Origin of the sequence: Bifidobacterium sp. ESL0763 (assembly GCF_029433395.1) — a bacterium.
Classification (GTDB): Bacteria; Actinomycetota; Actinomycetes; order Actinomycetales; family Bifidobacteriaceae; genus Bifidobacterium.
Genome location: NZ_JAQTHW010000002.1, coordinates 77965 through 98500, shown reverse-complemented (window position 1 = coordinate 98500; position 20536 = coordinate 77965). Strand labels below are relative to the sequence as shown.

The following is a 20536-nucleotide window of genomic DNA, read 5'->3' as shown; positions in this document are numbered from 1 at the left end:
TGCGTTCCTACTCTTCCTCTTTGTTCAGCGCGTCAGCGCTGCTGATAATCTCAGTAAGTTCCTGGGTGATCGAGGCCTGGCGCGAAGCGTTGAGCTGTCGGGTCAGTTCGTCGATCAGGTTGTTGGCGTTGTCGGTCGCCGTGTGCATGGCGTTCTGCCGGCTCGCGGTCTCGGAGGCCGCCGCGGTGAGCAGGCACTCGTGGATGCGCGACTGCACGTACTTCGGCAGGATGGCGTCCAGCACCTGCTCGACGCTCGGCTCGAAGGAGTAGAGCGGCGAGGTGCCGTCGGCCTGCGCATCGTCGGCGTCCGTGGCATCGGCCTTCGGAGCCTTGCCGCCGTCACCGACCACGCTCTTGGCGTCACCGGACCTGACGACCTTCACCGGCAGCATGCGCAGCACGCGCACCTTCTGCACCACCATGTTCACGAATTCGGTGAACACGATGTAGAGCTCGGAGACGCCGCCCTCACTCGCCGGCTTCATGTAGTCGGCCAGCAGGCGGTTGGCGATGTCCTCGGCCACACGCACGCCCGGATGGTCGCTGTCGCCTTCCCAAGTCGCGGAGATGTCGCGGTTCCGGTACTTGTAGTAGGAGACGCCACGGCGTCCGTAGACGTAGAGCTCCGGCTGCTTGCCCTGGCCGTCGAGGCGGTCGAGCAACGACTCGGTCTCGCGGATGATCGAAGAGGTGTAGGCACCGGCCATGCCACGGTCGGCCGTCAGGGCCAGCACCGCGACACGGGGGTTGCGTTCCTTCTTGCGAACGATCGGGTGATCGATGTCGGTATGGGCGGCCAGCGCCTGCACCGCATCCGAAATCGCGTCACTGTAGGGCTTCGCATTCAAAGCCACAGTACGTGCCTTGGCGATGTGCGAAGACGCGATCATCTCCTGCGCGTTGAAGATCTTCCCCAACGACGTCGTGGAATTGATTCGTGATTTTAATGCGAGTTGCGAAGCCATGCGTCACTTATCTCCCGCCACGATCTTTTCCTGCTCGACCTTCGCCGGGGTGAACTCCGCGTCGTCGTCCTTGCCCACCAGCGGCTTGCCCGCCTTGGTGACATAGGTGGCACGGAACGCCTCGACCGCCTTCTCCAACGCCTGTTCGGTCTCGTCGGTGAAGTTGCCGCTCTCGCGGATGGTCTTGAGGATATCGGTGTTGTGGTCGACGTAGTCCAGCAGGCCCTTCTCGAAGGGCAGCACGTCGACGATCTCGAGATCGTCGAGCTTGCCATGGGTGCCGGCCCACACGGAGACAACCTCCTGCTCCATCGAATACGGGGAGAACTGCGGCTGCTTCAACAGCTCGGTGAGCCTGGCGCCGCGCGTCAGCTGTGCCTTCGAGGCCGCGTCCAGATCGGAGGCGAACATCGCGAAGGACTGCAGCGAGCGGTACTGGGCCAGGGAGATCTTGAGCGTGCCGGAGACCTTCTTCAAGGCCTTGGTCTGGGCCGCGCCACCGACGCGGGAGACCGAGATGCCGACGTCCACTGCGGGGCGCTGGTTGGCGTTGAAGAGGTCGGACTGCAGGAAGATCTGGCCGTCGGTGATCGAGATGACGTTCGTCGGGATGTAGGCGGACACGTCGTTCGCCTTCGTCTCCACGATCGGCAGACCGGTCATCGAGCCGCCGCCAAGGTCGTCGGAGAGCTTGGCGCAGCGTTCGAGCAGACGGGAGTGCAGGTAGAACACGTCTCCCGGGTAGGCCTCACGCCCCGGCGGGCGACGCAGCAGCAGGGAGATCGAACGGTAGGCCTCGGCCTGCTTCGACAGGTCGTCGAAGACGATGAGGACGTGCTTGCCGTGATACATCCAGTGCTGGCCGATGGCCGAGCCGGTGTAGGGGGCGATGTACTTGAAGCCCGCGGAATCGGACGCCGGGGAAGCCACGATCGTGGTGTACTCCATGGCGCCGGCCTCCTCGAGGCTCTGGCGCACGGAGGCGATGGTGGAACCCTTCTGGCCCACGGCGACGTAGATGCAGCGCACCTGTTTCTTCGGGTCGCCGCTCTCCCAGTTGCTCTTCTGGTTGAGGATGGCGTCGATCGCGATGGCGGTCTTGCCCGTCTGGCGGTCGCCGATGATGAGCTGGCGCTGACCACGGCCGATCGGCGTCATCGCGTCGATGGCCTTGAGGCCGGTCGACAGCGGCTCGACGACGGGCTGGCGGTGCATCACGTCGGGCGCCTGCGCCTCGAGGATCCTGCGACCCTCGCTCTTGATCTCGCCCAGGCCGTCGATCGGCTTGCCCAGCGGGTCCACCGTGCGTCCGAGATAGCCGTCGCCCACGGGCACGGAGAGCACCTCGCCGGTGCGCCGTACTTCCTGGCCTTCCTCGACTCCTGCGAAGTCGCCGAGGATCACCACGCCGATCTCGCGGGGATCAAGGTTGAAGGCCAGGCCGAGGGTGCCGTCCTCAAACGTCAGCAGCTCGTTGGCCATGCAACCAGGCAGTCCCGTCACGTGTGCGATGCCATCACCGGCCGTCGCGACATAGCCCACCTCCTGGGTGGGTGTGTCACTGGGCTGGTAGGACTCGACGAAGTCGTCGAGGGCCTTCCGTACCGCGGTGGGATCAATGGTAAGTTCTGCCATGATCACTCCTTATTGATTATTGATTGACTGGTAAGTCTTGTTTTCGTCACGCCTGCCGCGCCGCCTCACACGTGCTCCCGCACGCTGCGGTGAAGCTGCTCGAGCTGGGCCGCGACGGTGTTGTCGGTGACGTCGTCGCCGATCTGCACGCGCATGCCGCCAAGCACCGAGGCGTCGACCACGGAGTTGATGTGGACCGGACGGCCCACCTGCTTGCCGAAGTGGCTGGCGAGCTTCTGCGTCTGGGCCTCGTTGAGCGGCGTGGCCGTGGTCACGGTGACCATCGACTGGCCCATGTGACGCGAGAACTTGCCGATGAGCCACTGCACGGTCTGCAGGAAGCGGCGCCTGCGGGGATTGGCCGCGGCGTGCTCCGTCAGACGCATCGTCACCTTGTTGAGCTCGGTCCCTGCCAGGGCCTTGCGCAGCAGGTCGACACGGGCCTGGGCGGAGGCGTACCCGTCGGAAAGCTCCGAGCGCAGCACGGACATCTCCAGCAACGCCGAGTGGATCTGCGCCAGCTGGGTGGAGACCTCGAGCGTGGCGTCGGTGGAATCCGCGTAGTACATCATCGCGTCCACGGCGAAATCCTCGGTGGCGTTGGCGATGTCGCCCACCTTGCTCCACTTGCGGGAGACCAGGTCCGAGAGAATCTCAACGGTGATCGGATGGGCCTGCGAGCCGACGATGGCCTTGACCAGGGCCACCTTGTCGGCCGACGGCCTGGATGGATCGGTCAGCGAACGCTCCACCTGCACATCGTGATCAAGGAGGTTCGTGACCACAAACAGGTCCTCCCCGATACGCCAGGTGTCGGCGCCTGCGCCCTTGAGCCTGGGTGCCAGCGAGTCACGAGACTCGCGATCGGCGCTCAGTGATGCCTCTCCTCGCATTGTTCACCTCACTTCCATTCAATCCGTTTGCAGCTCACAGCCGGTTGCCCTCCTGTGGCGTCACTTCTTCTCGCTCGTCTTGTCGAGCCCGTCGATCATCTGGTCGAGCATGCCCTGCTGCACATCGCCGTCCTGCAGCTTGGCGCCGAGGATCTTGCCGGCTAGGGCGGTGGCCAGAGTGCCCACCTGCCCCTTGAGGCTCACCATGGCCTGCTGTTGCTGCGAGGCGATGGAACGCTGCGCGTTGGCGGCGATCTGCGCGGCCTCCGAATCGGCGCGGGTGTGCGCCTCGGAGATGATCTTCGTGGCCTCGGTGCGCGCGTCGTCGGTGATCTTCGACGCGTCCACACGGGCCTGGTTGAGCTGGTCCTCGTATTTCTTCTTGGCCTTGTCCGCATCGTCCTTGGCCTGCTTGGCCTTGGAGATGTTGCCTTCGATCTTCTCGGCACGCTCATCGAAGATCGCATTGAACTTGGGCATGAAGAACTTGTAGAAGAACAGCGCGACGATAACGAGAATGATCAGGGACCACACAATGTCGTAGACCTTGGGAATGAACAGGTCAATGCCGCCGTCCGCAAGTGTCATCATGAAGTCCTCCTTTCACGTTTTGTTGCCGTTATGGTTCTGCCGAGCCTATGGACTACTTGATGAGCAGCGCCACGAAGCCGAGCAGGCCGAGCAGCTCGACGAGAGCCAGGCCGATGAACATGATCGTCTGGATCTTGCCGCTCATCTCGGGCTGGCGGGCCGTGGATTCCATGGCCTTGCCGAACAGGATGCCCAAGCCGATGCCTGGTCCGATGGTGGCGAGACCGTAACCGATGACGCTCAGGTTGCCTGCAACCTCTGCGAGGGTGATGATGTCCATTTGTTTTCCTTTCTAACGGGATGGATTCACGTTAAAAATCTGTTTGTTTGTTTGGTTGCTTGCCGACTCGGGCCGTGGCTTTCGCCTCACTCATCCGGATAGCTCAGGTTGATGTAGACGGTGGCGAGGATCGCGAAGACGTAGGCCTGCAGGAAGGCGATGAACGCCTCGAACAGGGTCATCACGAAGCCGCCGAGGAACCAGATGCCGCCCACCGGGATGCCGACGAACTTGTTGGCCGCCTCGACCATCCAGTACTGCGCGAACGCCAAGCAGGTGGCCAGCACCAAGTGGCCGGAGATCATGTTGGCGAAGAGTCGGATGGTCAGCGAGGCCGGACGGATGATCAGCAGCTCGATGAGCTGGATCGGCGCCAGCAGGATGTAGATGGGCCACGGCACGCCCGGGGTGAAGCACTCGTCGCGGATGTAGCGGAAGAAGCCCTTCTCGCGGCAGGCGGCGATCCAGTACTGGACCAGCACCCAGATGGCGAAGACCAGCGGCATGGTGACCGTGGCCGTCGCGGCCATGTTCGCGCCGGGGATGATGCCGAAGAGATTGAAGATGAAGATCGTGAAGAAAAGCGTGGCGATCATCGGCACGTAGCGGCGGCCACGCAGCTCGCCCATCGTCTCGTAGACGACGTTGTTGCGCACGAAGTCGATGCCGTACTCGATCAGACCCTGCCAGCGGCCGGGGATGAGCTTGGCGCGTGCGGCGGTGATGCCCAGGACCAGCAGCAGCACGACCGTGGCGACCAACCTGATGAGAATGATGCGGTTGATGGCGAAAGGCGTGCCCTGGAAGAGGATCTCGGGGGGCAGGAAGTCATTGACGGTCGGCAGCTCGGGACCTGCCCCGGCCGCCAGCAGCATACTCGTGCCAACCGTTTCCATCATGTGCGCCTCCTGACTCACTACAGGCTTACCAGTCTAAGCCATACGTCGGAGATAATGGTCTGACGTCTCGGCAGGCGTCGCTTGCTTGGCGCGATGCGACGTCCCCCGGACCGCCTCCGGGCGGAAACCCGGCGCGAACATCCGCTCATCCCCTGTGTGGCATGGCCTGAAGAGAACCGAGAGATGATTGTACGCCGTTGCGCTGGGGCCAGCGCGACAGCCCCTCGAAGTCGGCGGTTTCCTCGGCGTTTCTTGTTTGCCGCACCCCCCCGTAAGCCTTACTGCCGGCTTCAATTGCGGCACATTGAAATCGGTTGTCTAGTTGCCGGTTGACGGGTCTCGGAGCCGAAAACGGACGGGGATGCCTGTTCGGTGTTGATTCGGCGGCCGCACCGTGAATACGAGTCGGAAACAGCCCAAAAAGGGGCCGAACATAGGAGCTGAATCACAGCCGAGACGGCCGAATTGGGCCGCGAGCGAACGCGGTGACGGCGCTCAGGGCACGAAACGTACGCGTCGGGCTGTCGATCGGCTTTCGAAACGATTGCCCTGGCCCATCCAAGATCTTCACTGTCTCGGGTTTCTTCAATCCCAGGACGGAGGCGACGGCGCACATCGCGCGCTGAGCGCACTCATCTTTACTAGGTGCGTTCAGTGCCGAATCAGGCCGTACCCGTCATGCTCCAGCGGCCTGAAGCCGTCCTTCCTCGGCGCCCCCGGCTCGTGACGGATGGCGCGGTCGGTGCCCAGCAGTTTCCTAGCGCGCAGGTGCGGCACCTCGGCGAGGTCGTAGGGCGTGGTCTGGTAGACCCAGTTGAGCCAATTGCGCCACAGGAGGTTCGCGTGCGCGCGCCACGAGAAGACCGGCTCGAGGCCCGGGTCGTCGTGCGGGAAATAGTTCCTGGGGAAGGGCACGTTATCCAGGCCCTTGGCCATGTCGCGCTCGTATTCCTCACGCAGGGTGTATTTGCCGTATTCCCAGTGACCGAGCGCGAAGACCTCCGAGAAATCGCGCGAGGCGATGAGCCCGGGGCCGGACTCGGGGCCCAAGGTGAGCACCTGCAGGTCGGGGTTGGCGGCCACGTCGCCCTCGTCGATGCCGGCCAGCCGGGAGTGGGGCTGCAGGCAGACCTCGTCAAAGCCGTTGGTGATGAAGCAGTATTCGTCCTGGAGGAACTGCGGGAAGACACCGAAGACCTTGCGTTCGTAGTCGACCTTGCGCACCCCGTAATGGTAGTGGAGCCCGGCCATCGCGCCCCAGCACAGGTACATCGTGGAGAAGACGTGCGACTGCGCCCAGTCGAGGATCGAGGTGAGCTCGTCCCAATAGTCCACCTGCTCGAAGTCCATCTGCTCCACGGGCGCGCCGGTGACCACGAGGCCGTCGTAATAGTTGTCGGCGAAGGCGTCCAGGTTCTCGTAGAACTTCAGCAGGTGGTCGGCGCTGACGTGGGTGGACTCGTGGGTGGAGGTCTTCATGAAGTCGATCTCGACCTGCAGCGGCGACTTCGAGATCAGGCGTAGCAGCTGGGTCTCGGTCTCGATCTTCTTGGGCATGAGGTTGAGAATCACCAAACGCAGCGGGCGGATCTGCTGCTCTTCGGCGTCGGGCCGCTCGAGGGCGAAGATGCGCTCCGAGTCGAGTATGGCACGCGCGGGCAGGCCGCTGGGAATCCTGATAGGCATGTCTCCATTATCCTCTTGCCCTCGCCCTTTATGAATATGAATTTCCACGAGGGAAGATGGCCGATTCGATATCTTCGATACCCGATACCCCGATGCAGGGAACGATTGACTGCCGATGCTTGTCCCGACAATCACCCGGTTGCCGAGCCAACCGTTTGCTGAGCCAGCCGATTATTAGGCCAGCCGACTCATAATTGGTCGGTTATAGGCGAATCGCTCGTCTCAGAGCTGAAAACGCGCCGCGGTTTGACATTCTCCGTGTTTCTCGTAATGTAGTTTATTGCTGTTTGAAGCAGCCGTCGCGGGGTGGAGCAGTTCGGTAGCTCGCTGGGCTCATAACCCAGAGGTCTCAGGTTCAAATCCTGACCCCGCTACCAATGCCTCCGGTTTCACATTAAGGAAATCGGAGGCTTTTTCTATATCATCAAGATTCCAACGCGTGCGTCCACTGAACTTTTGAGACAAAGTTGCTCCAGCTATACCGATAGCTTTAGCCAAATCTTTCTGCGTACGGTCACGCAACATCAAAAGTAACCTTAGGTTAAAGGTAACTTTATCTTGCAATGACATGTGTTTCGTCTTAGCTTCTACTACAGATTCTAACGTTGCTGTACTCATACGAATTAATTTAGTATATTATGATTTTCAACGCAAATCGACATATAGATTTGCTTATTACGAATTATCATGTTATAAATACGTTTATGACGAGTGCAATTCGTAATAGACAAACGATAAAGCGGATAGTGAAAAGTCAACTGGCCTTTCACGGATTACGGCAGCAAGATTTAGCCGCCGCTTTAAAGATTGCTCTTGCGACTCTGTCCAACAAGCTCACCGGAAAGATTCGCTTTTCGGCGGATGAACTATCAACTATGACCGATTTGTTCAACGTCTCCACTGACGCTTTGCTCGGCCGCGAACCAATGGAGGTGGCGCAATGATCATCGGACAATATAAGAGTCTCAATGGTGTTGCTACCGAACATGACGACAATCTCTGGTCCGACGACGACCCCACCATTTCGCCGAAGACGGTGGATTGCTCCGGCAAGGTCGTTGTGGTGTCTGCGAAAGGCTTCTCTAAGGAAAACGACGAAGTGATCATCAAGAACGCAAAGGCGGTCTATCTTTATCCGAAAATGATGACACGTTCCTCGGCGACGATGTTGAAGGATGCGGTCAATTCCGAGCTTGAGCGTCAGGAGTCGGAGTGAGATTCGGCATTGAGATAGGTTGGTTCGGGGTCGTCTCCGCGTCCTTTGGGTTGTGGTGGAACCTTCGATGCTCCACCACTAATTTGAGACGCTCAGCAACTCGGTGCCGAATCTGCCAGTCTTTGTCGTTCCACCAGTCCTCGTCACCGGCGATCGGAGTATGCGTGTATCCACAACGGCGCAGCCGGGTGGGTGACCTCTTCCAGTGTATGCAGACTTCCGCGTCGCATGGTATTTCGTCGTGTCCCTCGGGTGGCAGGATTATCAGGTTTGCGGTTTCGCCGTTGCTGGGCATGGCTGGGTACATAGTCACTTCTTTGTTGGTCCACCGTCCGTCCGGCCGCTTTTCCCATTCGGCTTCGTACACGATGCAGTTATGCCCGAACGCCCGCACGTCGAAGGCGTCGCCGTCTCCGTCGTTGGTCAGTTGCATATATTGCATTCCAGCGATGCCACTGGCTTCCTTAATTGCCGGCATTAGTCCAGCAAGCTCATATTCCTCGATGTCGACACGAGTGAACGACCACGAGGCTTCTGGCCGCCGTCGGATTGTTCGGGCGAACGACGCAAGGGATACCACTAGAGCGCCTATTGCTATCCAGTCTATTGCCATTATTTTTGCCTTCCTTGGCTGTTTGCCTGTTTGTCTGGCGATTCCAAGTTTACGGCCAAGGTCGGCATTTCGTGAAGGAGGTCGTCGATGAGAGGGCTTGTGAGGTGGTGGTTGCTGGTGGGCTGGTGAGCCTGCTGTGTGGCTTCTGGTGGCTTTTCGCCGCGTTCACGTTGTACCTGGCATTAGTTTTGGCGGGTGGAAGCAGGAGACGAAACACCTCGTGCGTCGCACGGCCGTGGTGTTCATGGAGCTCGGACTGCTGTTGGCGTTATTACAGATAGTGCTGTTTGCCTGATTCAAAAGCTAGCTGAAGAAAATCTGATGAGTGGTTGCATATGCGCATAGACCATTGACCTCAGCCCAAACTTTTCCGCGTTTATATTCATTCTGAGCAATCAGCCAAAAAGACCATGTAGACATCAGGCAGGTTGCGCGGAAAGATGGTGCAACGTCAGATACTCGGCTACCGCCTTACGAATCAAAGCAGAAGTGTTCAGATGCTCCTCATGGGCGCCTGCAGCGGCCCACGCATCGAGTTTCTGCGTGGTGCGAACTCTCCACGTCTTCTTTGCAGGCTGATGCTCTTCCTGGCGAGGTCGTCCCTCGAAAATAGCCAATAAATCATCGTCCGTCAATGCCGGTGCGTCCTCGCCACGGTGCACTCTGGTTCCAGGTATGGGTTTAAGCTCGCCATTCTCGACCTTACGATTAAGATCCTCAGCCCAAGCCTGAATTTCCGCTTGTTCCTCTTCTGTCCTTCTATTCTCCATTGTCATTCTCCTTTTCGACGATCTACTTCTTGCTGAGATGCCACCAGTTGTCGGTCATCCTCATGGCATGAAAAGCACGCAGTGTGCCATCTCTCCAGCGGGCGACACCGACCTCCAGCCAATCATCATCCAATGCTCCCCGATGCGGATGCCCGACAAACATGAAAGCCAGCCGTCCACGCCTACCTGGAATCTGCTCGTAATTCACAGCATGAAGCACCGCGTACTCAATTTCGCAGTCCTTGCACCCATGCTTTCGAGCCGATTCCTCTATCTCAATAATCATACTATAATCATCCTACAAACTAGTGCTACAGTTAATTGTTGCGAACCATTTCTTCAAAAGACGACACCTTTATGCTGTGTCGAATACGGCTCTTAGGCCTTTCCGATACCTGTCAAAACACATATGCAAACCGTCAAAAGCGCCGACACAGAGCCCGGAATCGTGATGGTTCCGGGCTTTGCTGGCCTCACCCGCTGAATCAGAGGCATGGGACTACACCGGTCAGCGCCGATCAGCAGCCGCTGCGGCGACGGATGAACGCGACCATGAGCGCGCCCACCGCGAGCGCCGCGAGTCCGACGCCGACGAAGACCAGGATGGGCGCGCCGGTATGCGCCAGGCTTCCCTTGGGCTCCTCGCCGACGCTCACCGTCTCCTCGGGCACGCCGACATCGTGGGACGCCAGCACATCGCCCTGCGGCGAGACCACGGCCGCCTTCCAGTAGACCTCGCCGGTCTTGTCGGCCGTCACCTCGGGGCTGGAGACCTTGGCTCCGGCATGTTTCGAGGTGACCGCGACCGATCGGGCGTCCATGATCTTCCGGCCGCTGCCCGCGGGAGCGCCCTTGGCCACCGGCTCATAGGCCGTGAACTCGACACGGGAACCGGCCGGCAGGTCGCCGGTGACCTTGGCGACGTCGTGGAAGGTGTCGCCGACGTTGACCTCGCTCTTGTCGACGTGGGTGACGATCATCGCCTTCTCCTGCGGCGAGAACCCTTCGACGCGGGTGCGTTCCCAGGCGTCGTCGTAGTCGCTGGCGGCGGGCTTCACCCGGTCGTCGCCGGTGAAGCGCCAGACGAACACGTACCACCCGTGGTCCTGGGCCGCGATGTTGACCGGTGCGCCGTGGGCGTCGCTGGCGCCGGCCCCCACGCGGATCGTGCCGTTGCGCGCCGGGAAGTCCCAGGTGCCGACGAGGCGGTGGTTGCCGTCCTCCTCGGGCTCGACCTTGCCCTGCGGGCGGAACCGCTCGTCGTCCTGCTGGTCGTCGGTGCTGCCGGCCCACCACACGTCCACCTGGGCGTTGGGCTGGTCCGGGCGGAACCCGTAGCTCTGGTTGCCTTGGAAACTGCCGTGGTCGTCGGGAAACCCGGAGACGGTGATGGTGTCGCTCAGCTCGGAGCCGACGCTGGCCGAATGCTCGGTCACGCTTGATTCGACGTGCAGCCTGAAGCGGTTGGAGTTGGTCTCGTTCGGCTCCAGGAAGGGAGCGACCGAGTCGCCGATGAGGTAGTCCTGCGCCTCCGCGCTCTGCTTGTCGCGTTCGAAGGCCCACACCCAGGTGCCGAAGCCTCCCGAGGGCGCACGGTATTGCTGCGAGCCTCCGGGTTCGGTGACGGCGGTGGCCCGGACGCTCTGGCCCGGTCCGGTGAAATCGGCGCTCCCGTAGGCGGCGGGCCTGTGGCCGTCCGCGGCGAGACGGGCGAGGAAGGCGTTGGCGGCACCCTCGCCCTGGCGGGCCGTCACCGCGCCACGCAGCTGCTCGGGAGTCAGACCGGCGAAATACCAGCCGGACGCCGTCACCTTGAGATCCGGCACCCAATAGTTGTCCTCGCCGACGAGCGTGGACGTGAGCTCGTCGCGCACGGGCTGGCCGTCGTTGACGATCTTGCTGGAGACGGTGCTCAGGATGCCCGGCTTGAAGTCCTTGCGCACCTTGAAGGTGATCGAGCCGGCGTCGGTGCTCTCGTCGTTGCCGATGCGGGCGTAGTCCTGACCGCTGAGAACCATGTCGAGCGTCTTGCGCTCGTAGGTGAGCGACGCGGTCACGTCGCCCTTGCCCGTCGCCTTCCAGTTCAACTCGATCGGCTGCGAGGCGGATACACCGCTCGTCTCGGCGCTGCCGGTGTCGAAGACGGCCGGACCGTTGAGCCTGGCATGGAAGACGACACCGGCGACCGGCGAGCCGGAGGCGTCCTCGATCTGCACGGTGAGCTTGCCCTTCCTGATGCCCTGCACATAGGCCTGCTGGATGTCAGCCCCCGTGGGCGTGTTCGCGCCGGCCTCGGCCCACAGCGCGTCGGCACGCCCGGCGAGGTCGGGGTACTGCCCCATGATGATCGCGCGGTGCTGGCCCCAGATGGCCGCGTTGTGGTCGAAATGGTCGTGGGTGAGCACGCCGATGGCCGCCTGCGTGCGCTGGTCGGACTGGGCGTAGCGCCCCATCAGCCACGAGACGCGGCGGGCCTCCTGGCTGTCGGGCAGGCCGATGACGTTGTTCACGTCGTGGTTCGACGGCGCTCCCGCCTCGATGCAGTAGTATTTGCGCCCCTGCGCGTCCTGGCTGATGACGCCGATATGCATCGAGGAGCCATCGATGCGGTATTTGAGGTACGTGTCCGCTCCGGGTTTCTGCAGCACGTTGGCCTGCGCCGAAGCGCCCGTGACCCCCATGACCAGCGCTGCCGCCATCATCGCCACCGCGCAGACCACCGCGGCCAGGCGTCTTGTCCATATTCTCATCTCAACGTCCTTTCCGTTCCTCCCTCCCGATCCCGAGCGGGTAGACAACAGGATGCGCGCTTCCGCGCTACCGCGAAAGCGATTCGGACCACTGTGGTCGAACGGTGGGGGTCTCCGGCGTGTTGTGGATAACTGCCGCCGACTTATCCACATTTCGCCGTTTTCGAGACCGACGTCGCCGACTTATCCACAAATCATCTGGACGTCCAGGACGTCGCTGGAAGCCTGCGACGAGCCCATCTACAATGAAGGCAGGAAGCTGGATCGGGGCGGAATTCCGGCGCACAGACACCAACGGAGCGGGGCAATGATGAAACCAGCGACAACCAACGAGCAGACGGGCACACCGAGCTTCCCTATAACAAGGCCAGGCCAGTTCGGGCGCATCGTCATCCTCTCGGCCACGCCGAGCGTCGGATGCGGGGCGTGGCCGGCACGGGTCGAGCTGGGCGAGGCGTTCACCGTCAGCGCCCGGATCTTCATCGAGGGCCGTGCCAAGACGGGCGCCACCGCGACGCTACGCGACCCGAGCGGCACGGTACGCCGAAGCGTGGCGATGACGTGCGTCAACCCCGGCCTCGACCTGTTCAAGGCGACCCTGGCGGCGGGAGAGCCGAGCGACGCGAAACCCTGGGAACCCGGGTTCGAACGGGTCGCCCGGCGGCTCGGCAAGTGGACGGTGACGCTCGAGGGCTGGGAGGACGCCTACGCCTCATGGCTGGCCGACGCGCGGATCAAGGTGGAGGTCGATGATGACGTCAATAACATCCTCGCCTCCGGTGCCGCGCTGTTCGCCCGTTGGGCGTGCTCGGAGGACTCTCGGCTCGATGACGCGCAGAAGGCGACCTTGGAAGAAGTCTCGCGAAACCTCGCCGACGACGGCGCTGATGCCAAGGCGCGCCTGGCGGCCGCGGACAACCCTTCGATCGAGTACCTGCACCGGCACCATCCGCTGCGCGACGGGCTGACGGCCAGCGCTCCCCTGCGGTTGCGCGTCGAACGGCCGAAGTCGAGCTTCACCGCCTGGTACCAGTTCTTCCCCCGCTCCGAGGGGGCGAGCCGGGACCCCAAGACCGGCAGGATCACGCAGGGCACCTTCTCCACCGCGGTTTCCGGGCTCGACCGTGCCGCAGCCGAGGGGTTCGACGTGGTCTATCTGCCGCCGATCTTCCCCATCGGCACCACCAACCGCAAGGGCCGCAACAACGCGCTCGTGGCCGGCCCAGACGACCCGGGTTCGCCGTTCGGCATCGGCTCCGCTGCCGGCGGGCACGACACCGTCGACCCGCTGCTGGGCGACATGGACGATTTCAGGGCCTTCTGTCGTCATGCCCACGGGCTCGGCCTCGAGGTCGCGCTGGACTTCGCCCTGCAGTGCTCGCCCGACCATCCCTGGGTGCGCGAGCATCCGGACTGGTTCCGTCACAAGCCCGATGGCAGCATCGCCTTTGCCGAGAATCCGCCGAAGAAGTACGAAGACATCTATCCCATCGATTTCGACGTCGACATGCCCGGCATCGAGCGCGAGACCGAACGCATCATGGACCTCTGGATCGGGGCGGGCGTCACCATGTTCCGCATCGACAACCCGCACACCAAGCCGGTGCGTTTCTGGCAGGACGTCATCGAGGCGGTGCAGCGCAAGCACCCGGAAATCCTCTTCCTCGCCGAGGCCTTCACCCGCCCGGCCATCATGCGCGCGCTGAGCCTGGCCGGCTTCACCCAGTCGCACTGCTACTTCCCCTGGCGCAACACCAAGGACGAGCTGGGCGAATACCTGCAGACCACCAACGGCGACGAGGCCTACTGCCAGCACAACACGTTCTGGCCCACCACCCCCGACATCCTCACCGACTACCTGCGCGACAACGGCGCGGCCGGGCACAGGGTGCGCGCGGTGCTGGCCGCGATGGGCTCGCCCTCGTGGGGCATCTACAACGGCTACGAACTGGTGGAGAACCGCCAGCAGAAAGGCCAGGAGGAGCAGGCGGACAACGAGAAATACGAGATCAAGGTGCGCGCTTGGAGCAAGGCCGATAAATATGGCATCGCCACGCTGCTCACCGAGCTCAACCGCATCCGCCGCGCCCATCCCGCCTGCCGCAGCTACCACGACCTCGCCATGCTCTGGACCAGCGACCCGGACGTCGTCGCCTTCGCGCGCCACATCCCGCCAGCGGATGCCGACGGCGAATCCGGCGAACACGACGGCGGCAAGGCCCATGCGAACGGCGACACCGTCATCGTGGTGGTGAACCTCGACTGCTCCAAGCCCCGCACCTCGCAGGTGAACTTCGACCCGGCTCTGCTCGGCCTGCCCCGCGACCGGGAATTCACGGTGCGCGACGAGCTGGGAGGCGGCGAGGTCACCTGGTGCAGCGACAACACCGTCACCCTCGACCCCGCCGAACGGCCGGCCTACATTTTCACGGTCCGCGGCTGACGGTGGCGGACCGCGGCAAGGCGGCGGAGCGAGACGGCAGCCACCAATCGCGTGCGGACACCGGCCCGGACCGCGGCCACGCCACCGACGGGTATCTGCGCTAGACTTGGACGTGGTAACAAACCCTCTATATGAGCATGTTCAAAAAGGAGCAACCATGGCAGAGACATTCAACGTTCTCGTCGAGATTCCGCGCGGATCGAAGAACAAGTACGAGGTGGACCAGGAGACGGGCCGCATCACGCTCGACCGCACCCTCTTCACCTCCTTCGGCTACCCGGACGACTATGGCTACATCGAGGGCACCCTGGGCGAGGACGGCGATCCGCTTGACGCCCTGGTGATGATTCCGAACTCCGTGTTCCCCGGCTGCGTCATCGAGTGCCGCGCCGTGGGCCTCTACCACATGGAGGACGAAGAGGGCGGCGACGACAAGGTGCTGTGCGTGCCCGCCGACGTGCGCTTCGACGGCATCAAGGACATCGACGACGTCAACGAGTACCACAAGGCCGAAATCAAGCACTTCTTCGAGCAGTACAAGGCCCTGGAGCCCGGCAAGGAGGTCATGCCCGGCGATTACTGGACCAACGTGGCCGAGGCCGAGAAGCAGATCGTGGCCGCCCGTGAGCGCCTTGCCAGCCAGAAGAAGTGAGCGCTTCCGTTCACTGACTCGTCTCGTGCGGTGACATGATTCGCCGCAGAGACCCCGACTTGATGGAGGTGCCGGAATTCGAATATGGGTTCCGGCGCCTCCGTTTTTATAAAACAACCATTTCATTTACCAGCCACATTCCCGCACCACGGAGGCACAGGCCATGCTCGTCGAGATACTGCTGATCGCCGTCTCCGTCTCCATGGACGCCTTCGCCATCGCCATCGGCAAGGGGCTGGCCACGCGCCGCGTCAGGCCGATCAACGCGCTCAAGACCGCGCTGTGGTTCGGCGGTTTCCAGGCGTTCTTCCCCGTTCTGGGCTACTTCTTCGCCTCGCTCTTCGGCCGTTACGTGGAGGCGGTGGACCATTGGATCATCTTCGGTCTGCTGGCATTGATCGGCGGCAACATGATTCGCGAGGCCTTCGGCGAGCCCGGGGAGGATGCCAGCCAAACGGCGCAGTTCGACTGGCGGCACATGGCCCCGTTGGCCGTCGCGTGCAGCATCGACGCCTTCGCCGTGGGCGTCAGCTTCCAGTTCATGCCGCTCGATATCTGGGGCGCGGCCGCCATCATCGGCGTGGTGACGGGAGCCTTCTCGGCGGCGGGCCTCTACCTTGGCCATGTCATCGGCGTGCGCTGGCAGCAGGCCGCGCAGATCGCCGGCGGCATCGTCCTGATCCTCATCGGCCTGAAAACACTGTTGGAGCACCTGGGCGTCATCGCCTGGTGAGATTCGCTCAGCCGACCACGAACAGCAGCGCGACCGCCGCGAGATAGACGACCAGGCCGGAGAGCATGACGGCGCTCAGGCCGATGCCGGCCCACGAATAGCGCTGCCAGACCGTGACGTTCCGCTCGGCCTCGGACTGCCGCATGCCGCCCGGCACAGGTTCGAAATCGCGGTACCAGCGCAGGGAGACCGCCGAGATGGCGGCGATGAGCGCGATCGCCACGACAAGCACGACGCCGACCACCGTCCCGGCGTAGGCCGCGGCCGGACCGACGAAACCGCTTTCATGAATGTGCAGATAGCGGAAGAGCACCGGCACGAACATCCATCCGGACGAGGCGAGCATGCCCACGTTGACCATGAGGCTCTGCGAGAGGGAAAGCACCATATCGGTACGTTCGCGACGCAGCATCTGGTGCAGGAACCCGACGATGACGAACGCCGTGAGCACCACCATGGCGCCCGTCGCCCACACCGTGCACACGTGCAGCAGCAAGGAGGCGGCGACCATGCCGAATCCGGTCTGGCCGCTCCAGCCGAATCCGAACGGACGGGTGGCGCGCGGCAGCATACCGACCAGCACCGCCTGCGTGCCGAAGATCATGGCCTCGCCGCCGACCACGCCGATGACCCGGTCGACGACGGTGCCTCGCATCGGCCAGAACACCATGCCGAAGAACAGGACGGCCTGGGCCACGATCTCGCAGACCACCAGCTGGACCCTGCCGTCGACGAACGCGCAGAGCACGAGCAGGACGGCGATGACGGCATAGGCGCAGGCCTCAAGCAGCGCGACGGGCCTGGCCGGGTGGCCGGAGCCGTGCGCCGAGCCGACCTCTTGCCGCCCTTCGGCGTCCTTCGCCACCCCAGCGTCCATATTATGAGCTCCGTTCTCGCATGTGGGGCATCGCCCCATATCGCCTCTTTGGCCGTCACACAGTCGTTTCCGGCCCGATTGTCTGGCTCCGGGAGCGCCGAGCGTAACACAGCCGACACAATCCGGGCTTTCCATAGCATTATATGCTAGCCGTAAGTGTCCACAACCAACGGCTAGAATGACACGTAATCAGCGGGGTCCGGCCACGCGCGCATATGCGCGGACGAGGCTCCCGAGGGCGACTGGGAGGGAGTCAATGACAGATCTGACATTGATGACCGCGGCCTCGGATCCGGCGGGCGTGCTGCCCGCCCTGGCCCTGCTCTCCTATCGCGTGCGCGTGCTGCCGATGGACGCCGCGAGCCTCGTCAAACTACCCGAACGCACCATCCTCTTCCTCGACGCCAGCGACGACCTGGCCAACGCCAAGACGCTGTGCAGCCTCATCCACGCCTCGGGGCTGGGCGTCCCCATCATCCTCGTGCTCACCGAAGGCGGGTTCACGGCGGTCAACGGCCAGTGGGGCGCCGCCGACGTGGTGGTCAACACGGCCTCGCCCGCCGAAGTGGAGGGCAGGCTGCGGCTGGTCCGCGAGCGCGGCGCGAACGCCCCGGCCACGGCTCCGGCGCCGAAGGACCTGGCCGACTACCGCGAGGACGGGCGGGTGCGCTCCGGCGACCTGGTGGTGGACACCAAGAGCTACACGGCCACCCTGAAGAACCAGCCGATCGACCTGGCCTACAAGGAGTTCGAGCTGCTGAAATACCTCGTGCAGCATCCGCACCGCGTCTTCACCCGCGCCCAGCTGCTCCAGGAGGTGTGGGGCTACGACTACTACGGCGGCACCAGAACCGTCGACGTGCACATCCGTCGCCTGCGCGCCAAGCTCGGCGGCGAATACGAGCATATGATCGGCACGGTGCGCAACGTCGGCTACCGTTTCGACCCTCCCGAGCAGGAGGGCGACGGCGAGGACGGCGACGCAACCGAAAATGGCGCGGCACCGTCCAGCGCATCCACAGCTTCCGCCGCTTCCGGCACCGACTGACATCCCATCCGGCCAGCCCACCGCAAACCATCCCCGAATTGCGCCATAAACAAGCCGCTGAGTCCAACTGAGCGGCTCAAAAATGGCGGAACCTAAAAATCGCGCCATATTCGGGCCTTTTGGCAGGCGTCAGCGGCTCAAAAATGGCGCAATCTGTTCCGGCGGCCGCAGACGGCAGGCCCGGCTTCTATAATCGTCGCATGCCCAAGGAAACGAAGAAGCACCGGCTGCAACGCATGCACGCCGAGTACGAGGTGCTGCGCGAGCTCATCCCGGAGCCGGCCTGCGCCCTCAATTTCGAGACCCCCTTCCAACTGCTGGTGGCCACCGTCCTAAGCGCCCAGACCACCGACGTGCGGGTCAACAGCGTCACGCCGGCGCTTTTCGCGGACTACGGCACCCCGGACCTGCTCGCGGCGGCCAACCCGGAAGTCATCGAAGACATCATCCATCCGGTCGGTTTTTACCATGCCAAAGCCGACCACATCATCACGCTTTCAGGCCAACTCATGGAACGTTACGACGGGGTGGTGCCGCAGAAGATGGAGGAGCTGACCAGGCTGGCGGGGGTGGGCCGCAAGACGGCGAACGTCGTGCTGGGCAACGCCTTCGGCATCCCCGGCTTCCCCGTCGACACCCACGTCATGCGCCTGACCGGCCGCCTGCGCTGGCGCACCGACTGGCGCAGCGCGCATCCCGACCCGGTGAAGATCGAGAAGGAGATCACCGGCTATTTCGCGCCGGAGGAATGGACGAACCTCTCGCACCGCCTCATCCTCTTCGGCCGTTCGACCTGCCACTCGCGCAGGCCGGCCTGCGCCGACTGCCCGCTCAACGACACCTGCCCCTCGGCCGGCATGTTCGGCTGAGACCGGCGTCCGGCACACTCGGAGGGCTTTCAGCTGGCATTCAGCACCACGGGCTAAAGTACATAATTATGTCACGGCATGCGCAGCATTCGATTCGACCGTTGAGGGGTCTTGCCTTCATCGGTGTCGCCGCCATGCTCTTCGCCGTCGTGGGCGTCGGCTGGGCGGCGCACAGCCGCCGTTCCATCAGCTCCCTCTCCCCCTTCGCCCAGGTCGAGGAGGTCTCCGTGGGCATCGACGGCCCGGCGCCCCAGACGCTCGACATCCGCAAAAGCGCGGGCAAGGAGCTCGATCAGGCGCTGCTGGGCAACGTCTACGAGACGCTGGTGGGCCGCGACCAGAACAACAACCTCGTGCCTTCGGTGGCCGAGCACTGGCAGGTCTCCAAGGACGGGCTGACCTACACCTTCGACCTGCACAGCGACATGCGCTTCTCCAACGGCGACGCGATGGATTCCTCCGACGTCGTCTATTCGCTCCAGCAGGCCATCGACGGCAACTACGTGGACGCGGGTGAGCTGGCCGGCATCGCCAAGGTGCGCAATCCCGACCCCTCCACGGTGGTGGTGACCCTGAGCGCCCCGAACCCGAAGCTGCTGCGCGCGCTCTCCTCGCGGGCGGGCATCGTCTACGATTCGAGCGCCAAGCTCGACTACGCCAAACAGGCGCTGGGCAGCGGACCGTTCACCGTGCGCGACTTCGAGCCCGGCAATGCCATGAAGCTCGTGCGCAACACCCTCTACTGGCAGCAGCAGTCCGCCAGCGCGCAGGTGCGCCTGCGCTATTTCGACACCCCCAAGGCCATGCGCGAGGCGATGCGCGACGGCCGGATCCAGATGGCGGTGCTTCGCCCCGGGGAATCGCCGCAACCGTACGAAGGCAACCGCAAGTACCATGTCGCCAAGGGCAACGGCACCGTGAAGGTCATGCTGGCGCTCAACAACGGCACCAATTCCATCTTCTCCGATGAACGGGCGCGCAAGGCCGCACGCCTCATCGTCGACACCCCGAGCCTGGTGCGTCACGAGCCGAGCGCGTCGGCGCCGCTGGGAGGCCCGATCGGCCCGCTCGAACCCGGCTACGACGACCTCAACTCGCTCTACGAGCACGACCTGAGCGAGGGCGAGAACGACATCAACTACTTCTCTCCCGAGTACCTGGGCACCACCACGTTCCTTGTGCCGGAGGAATACAGCGACCTGGGCAACCAGATCGCCAAGCAGTTCGAGCCGACCAGATTCAGCCTGAGCGTCCAGGTCGTCAACGACGAGACGCTGCGCCAGCGCCTGACGAACGGCGACTACACCATGGCCATCACCACCATGGACGGCACCGACGACGCCGGCCAGTTCGCCGATGGCATCTTCGGCTACCAGAACGGCGACGCGCAGGCGATGTGGCGCCAGGCCATGGCCGCCACCAACGACGCCGACCACCAGGCCGGGCTGCGCTCCTACGCCAAGGCCGTCAGCCAGGACGCCGCGGCCGCATGGCTCTACAACGAGAGCAGCACGGTGGTGACCGGCAGGAAGGTGATAGGCGCCCCCGGCAACATGACCGACCAGCTGCTGCCGCTGCGCGACCTGCGCCTGAAATAGCCGCCGGCGCGCACGC

21 protein-coding genes and 1 tRNA gene are annotated in these 20536 nt (G+C 63.2%); 9 read left to right on the top strand and 13 right to left on the bottom strand.

Features of this window, described 5'->3' with window-relative positions:
• Window positions 1–7: 7 nt before the first annotated feature.
• The 7 genes from PT282_RS01310 to metA form a co-directional block, all read right to left on the bottom strand.
• Window positions 8–967 carry a F0F1 ATP synthase subunit gamma gene (locus PT282_RS01310; RefSeq protein ID WP_277167801.1) on the bottom strand — a complete coding sequence of 320 codons (960 nt, stop codon included), beginning with the start codon at window positions 965–967 and terminating at the stop codon, window positions 8–10.
• A 3-nt stretch (window positions 968–970) separates the two neighbouring features.
• Window positions 971–2602 (bottom strand): F0F1 ATP synthase subunit alpha, encoded by a 1632-nt coding sequence (gene atpA, locus PT282_RS01305; protein WP_277167800.1) that lies wholly within the window; start codon window positions 2600–2602, stop codon window positions 971–973.
• 65 nt (window positions 2603–2667) lie between these two features.
• On the bottom strand, window positions 2668–3495 hold the full coding sequence (locus PT282_RS01300) for a F0F1 ATP synthase subunit delta (RefSeq protein ID WP_277167799.1): 828 nt from the start codon (window positions 3493–3495) through the stop codon (window positions 2668–2670).
• A gap of 60 nt (window positions 3496–3555) precedes the next feature.
• Window positions 3556–4083 carry a F0F1 ATP synthase subunit B gene (locus tag PT282_RS01295; protein WP_277168904.1) on the bottom strand — a complete coding sequence of 176 codons (528 nt, stop codon included), beginning with the start codon at window positions 4081–4083 and terminating at the stop codon, window positions 3556–3558.
• 55 nt (window positions 4084–4138) lie between these two features.
• Complete coding sequence (atpE, locus tag PT282_RS01290; RefSeq protein WP_277143542.1) at window positions 4139–4366, bottom strand: ATP synthase F0 subunit C; 228 nt, start codon at window positions 4364–4366, stop codon at window positions 4139–4141.
• A gap of 86 nt (window positions 4367–4452) precedes the next feature.
• A complete protein-coding gene (gene atpB / locus PT282_RS01285) occupies window positions 4453–5265 on the bottom strand; it encodes a F0F1 ATP synthase subunit A (RefSeq protein WP_277167798.1) in 813 nt (270 codons plus the stop codon).
• 651 nt (window positions 5266–5916) lie between these two features.
• Window positions 5917–6951, bottom strand: a complete 1035-nt coding sequence (metA, locus tag PT282_RS01280; RefSeq protein WP_277167797.1) for a homoserine O-succinyltransferase — start codon at window positions 6949–6951, stop codon at window positions 5917–5919.
• A gap of 300 nt (window positions 6952–7251) precedes the next feature.
• Between metA and PT282_RS01275 the strand changes: the two genes are divergently transcribed.
• Window positions 7252–7328: transfer RNA gene (locus PT282_RS01275), tRNA-Met, on the top strand.
• Here the strand turns inward: PT282_RS01275 and PT282_RS01270 are convergent.
• Complete coding sequence (locus tag PT282_RS01270) at window positions 7285–7521, bottom strand: helix-turn-helix transcriptional regulator (protein ID WP_277168903.1); 237 nt, start codon at window positions 7519–7521, stop codon at window positions 7285–7287. The two genes, PT282_RS01275 and PT282_RS01270, sit on opposite strands and share 44 nt — an antisense overlap.
• A 134-nt stretch (window positions 7522–7655) precedes the next feature.
• Between PT282_RS01270 and PT282_RS01265 the strand changes: the two genes are divergently transcribed.
• Together PT282_RS01265 and PT282_RS01260 are read left to right on the top strand one after the other, a co-directional pair.
• A complete protein-coding gene (locus PT282_RS01265) occupies window positions 7656–7895 on the top strand; it encodes a helix-turn-helix domain-containing protein (RefSeq protein ID WP_277167796.1) in 240 nt (79 codons plus the stop codon).
• The gene (locus PT282_RS01260; RefSeq protein ID WP_277167795.1) at window positions 7892–8167 is read left to right on the top strand and encodes a hypothetical protein; all 276 of its coding nucleotides are present in this window, start codon (window positions 7892–7894) and stop codon (window positions 8165–8167) included. Before PT282_RS01265 ends, PT282_RS01260 begins: the two co-directional genes overlap by 4 nt.
• On the opposite strand, the gene PT282_RS01255 is transcribed toward PT282_RS01260, so the two are convergent.
• The 4 genes from PT282_RS01255 to PT282_RS01240 all read right to left on the bottom strand — a co-directional run bounded on the left by PT282_RS01255 (window position 8133) and on the right by PT282_RS01240 (window position 12300).
• Window positions 8133–8600: a hypothetical protein gene (locus PT282_RS01255; protein WP_277167794.1), complete on the bottom strand. Its 468-nt coding sequence runs from the start codon at window positions 8598–8600 to the stop codon at window positions 8133–8135. The genes PT282_RS01260 and PT282_RS01255 overlap by 35 nt on opposite strands.
• A 599-nt stretch (window positions 8601–9199) precedes the next feature.
• A complete protein-coding gene (locus tag PT282_RS01250) occupies window positions 9200–9550 on the bottom strand; it encodes a hypothetical protein (RefSeq protein ID WP_277167793.1) in 351 nt (116 codons plus the stop codon).
• Between the two features lie 22 nt (window positions 9551–9572).
• A complete protein-coding gene (locus tag PT282_RS01245) occupies window positions 9573–9836 on the bottom strand; it encodes a hypothetical protein (protein WP_277167792.1) in 264 nt (87 codons plus the stop codon).
• A 232-nt stretch (window positions 9837–10068) separates the two neighbouring features.
• A complete protein-coding gene (locus tag PT282_RS01240) occupies window positions 10069–12300 on the bottom strand; it encodes a peptidase (protein ID WP_277167791.1) in 2232 nt (743 codons plus the stop codon).
• A gap of 307 nt (window positions 12301–12607) precedes the next feature.
• On the opposite strand from PT282_RS01240, the gene PT282_RS01235 reads away from it, so the two are divergent.
• The 3 genes from PT282_RS01235 to PT282_RS01225 all read left to right on the top strand — a co-directional run bounded on the left by PT282_RS01235 (window position 12608) and on the right by PT282_RS01225 (window position 16128).
• Complete coding sequence (locus tag PT282_RS01235) at window positions 12608–14743, top strand: maltotransferase domain-containing protein (protein WP_277167790.1); 2136 nt, start codon at window positions 12608–12610, stop codon at window positions 14741–14743.
• 157 nt (window positions 14744–14900) lie between these two features.
• Window positions 14901–15395 carry an inorganic diphosphatase gene (locus PT282_RS01230; RefSeq protein WP_277167789.1) on the top strand — a complete coding sequence of 165 codons (495 nt, stop codon included), beginning with the start codon at window positions 14901–14903 and terminating at the stop codon, window positions 15393–15395.
• A 163-nt stretch (window positions 15396–15558) separates the two neighbouring features.
• Window positions 15559–16128, top strand: coding sequence for a manganese efflux pump MntP family protein (locus PT282_RS01225; protein ID WP_277167788.1), 570 nt, complete (start codon window positions 15559–15561; stop codon window positions 16126–16128).
• Between the two features lie 7 nt (window positions 16129–16135).
• On the opposite strand, the gene PT282_RS01220 is transcribed toward PT282_RS01225, so the two are convergent.
• Window positions 16136–17005: a hypothetical protein gene (locus tag PT282_RS01220; RefSeq protein ID WP_277167787.1), complete on the bottom strand. Its 870-nt coding sequence runs from the start codon at window positions 17003–17005 to the stop codon at window positions 16136–16138.
• Between the two features lie 256 nt (window positions 17006–17261).
• Between PT282_RS01220 and PT282_RS01215 the strand changes: the two genes are divergently transcribed.
• The 3 genes from PT282_RS01215 to PT282_RS01205 all read left to right on the top strand — a co-directional run bounded on the left by PT282_RS01215 (window position 17262) and on the right by PT282_RS01205 (window position 20520).
• Window positions 17262–18053 carry a response regulator transcription factor gene (locus PT282_RS01215; protein ID WP_277167786.1) on the top strand — a complete coding sequence of 264 codons (792 nt, stop codon included), beginning with the start codon at window positions 17262–17264 and terminating at the stop codon, window positions 18051–18053.
• A gap of 200 nt (window positions 18054–18253) precedes the next feature.
• Complete coding sequence (gene nth / locus PT282_RS01210; RefSeq protein WP_277167785.1) at window positions 18254–18922, top strand: endonuclease III; 669 nt, start codon at window positions 18254–18256, stop codon at window positions 18920–18922.
• A gap of 68 nt (window positions 18923–18990) precedes the next feature.
• On the top strand, window positions 18991–20520 hold the full coding sequence (locus PT282_RS01205) for an ABC transporter substrate-binding protein (RefSeq protein ID WP_277167784.1): 1530 nt from the start codon (window positions 18991–18993) through the stop codon (window positions 20518–20520).
• The last annotated feature ends 16 nt before the right edge of the window (window positions 20521–20536 follow it).

Coding starts and splice junctions, on each gene's coding strand:
- PT282_RS01230 (WP_277167789.1), top strand. CDS start 14,901: ATGGCAGAGACATTCAACGTTCTCGTCGAGATTCCGCGCGGATCGAAG.
- metA (WP_277167797.1), bottom strand. CDS start 6,951: ATGCCTATCAGGATTCCCAGCGGCCTGCCCGCGCGTGCCATACTCGAC.
- PT282_RS01235 (WP_277167790.1), top strand. CDS start 12,608: ATGATGAAACCAGCGACAACCAACGAGCAGACGGGCACACCGAGCTTC.
- PT282_RS01205 (WP_277167784.1), top strand. CDS start 18,991: ATGTCACGGCATGCGCAGCATTCGATTCGACCGTTGAGGGGTCTTGCC.
- PT282_RS01245 (WP_277167792.1), bottom strand. CDS start 9,836: ATGATTATTGAGATAGAGGAATCGGCTCGAAAGCATGGGTGCAAGGAC.
- PT282_RS01295 (WP_277168904.1), bottom strand. CDS start 4,083: ATGACACTTGCGGACGGCGGCATTGACCTGTTCATTCCCAAGGTCTAC.
- PT282_RS01240 (WP_277167791.1), bottom strand. CDS start 12,300: ATGAGAATATGGACAAGACGCCTGGCCGCGGTGGTCTGCGCGGTGGCG.
- PT282_RS01225 (WP_277167788.1), top strand. CDS start 15,559: ATGCTCGTCGAGATACTGCTGATCGCCGTCTCCGTCTCCATGGACGCC.
- PT282_RS01300 (WP_277167799.1), bottom strand. CDS start 3,495: ATGCGAGGAGAGGCATCACTGAGCGCCGATCGCGAGTCTCGTGACTCG.
- PT282_RS01310 (WP_277167801.1), bottom strand. CDS start 967: ATGGCTTCGCAACTCGCATTAAAATCACGAATCAATTCCACGACGTCG.
- atpB (WP_277167798.1), bottom strand. CDS start 5,265: ATGATGGAAACGGTTGGCACGAGTATGCTGCTGGCGGCCGGGGCAGGT.
- PT282_RS01250 (WP_277167793.1), bottom strand. CDS start 9,550: ATGGAGAATAGAAGGACAGAAGAGGAACAAGCGGAAATTCAGGCTTGG.
- nth (WP_277167785.1), top strand. CDS start 18,254: ATGCCCAAGGAAACGAAGAAGCACCGGCTGCAACGCATGCACGCCGAG.
- PT282_RS01220 (WP_277167787.1), bottom strand. CDS start 17,005: ATGGACGCTGGGGTGGCGAAGGACGCCGAAGGGCGGCAAGAGGTCGGC.
- PT282_RS01260 (WP_277167795.1), top strand. CDS start 7,892: ATGATCATCGGACAATATAAGAGTCTCAATGGTGTTGCTACCGAACAT.
- PT282_RS01270 (WP_277168903.1), bottom strand. CDS start 7,521: ATGTCATTGCAAGATAAAGTTACCTTTAACCTAAGGTTACTTTTGATG.
- PT282_RS01215 (WP_277167786.1), top strand. CDS start 17,262: ATGACAGATCTGACATTGATGACCGCGGCCTCGGATCCGGCGGGCGTG.
- PT282_RS01255 (WP_277167794.1), bottom strand. CDS start 8,600: ATGCAACTGACCAACGACGGAGACGGCGACGCCTTCGACGTGCGGGCG.
- PT282_RS01265 (WP_277167796.1), top strand. CDS start 7,656: ATGACGAGTGCAATTCGTAATAGACAAACGATAAAGCGGATAGTGAAA.
- atpA (WP_277167800.1), bottom strand. CDS start 2,602: ATGGCAGAACTTACCATTGATCCCACCGCGGTACGGAAGGCCCTCGAC.
- atpE (WP_277143542.1), bottom strand. CDS start 4,366: ATGGACATCATCACCCTCGCAGAGGTTGCAGGCAACCTGAGCGTCATC.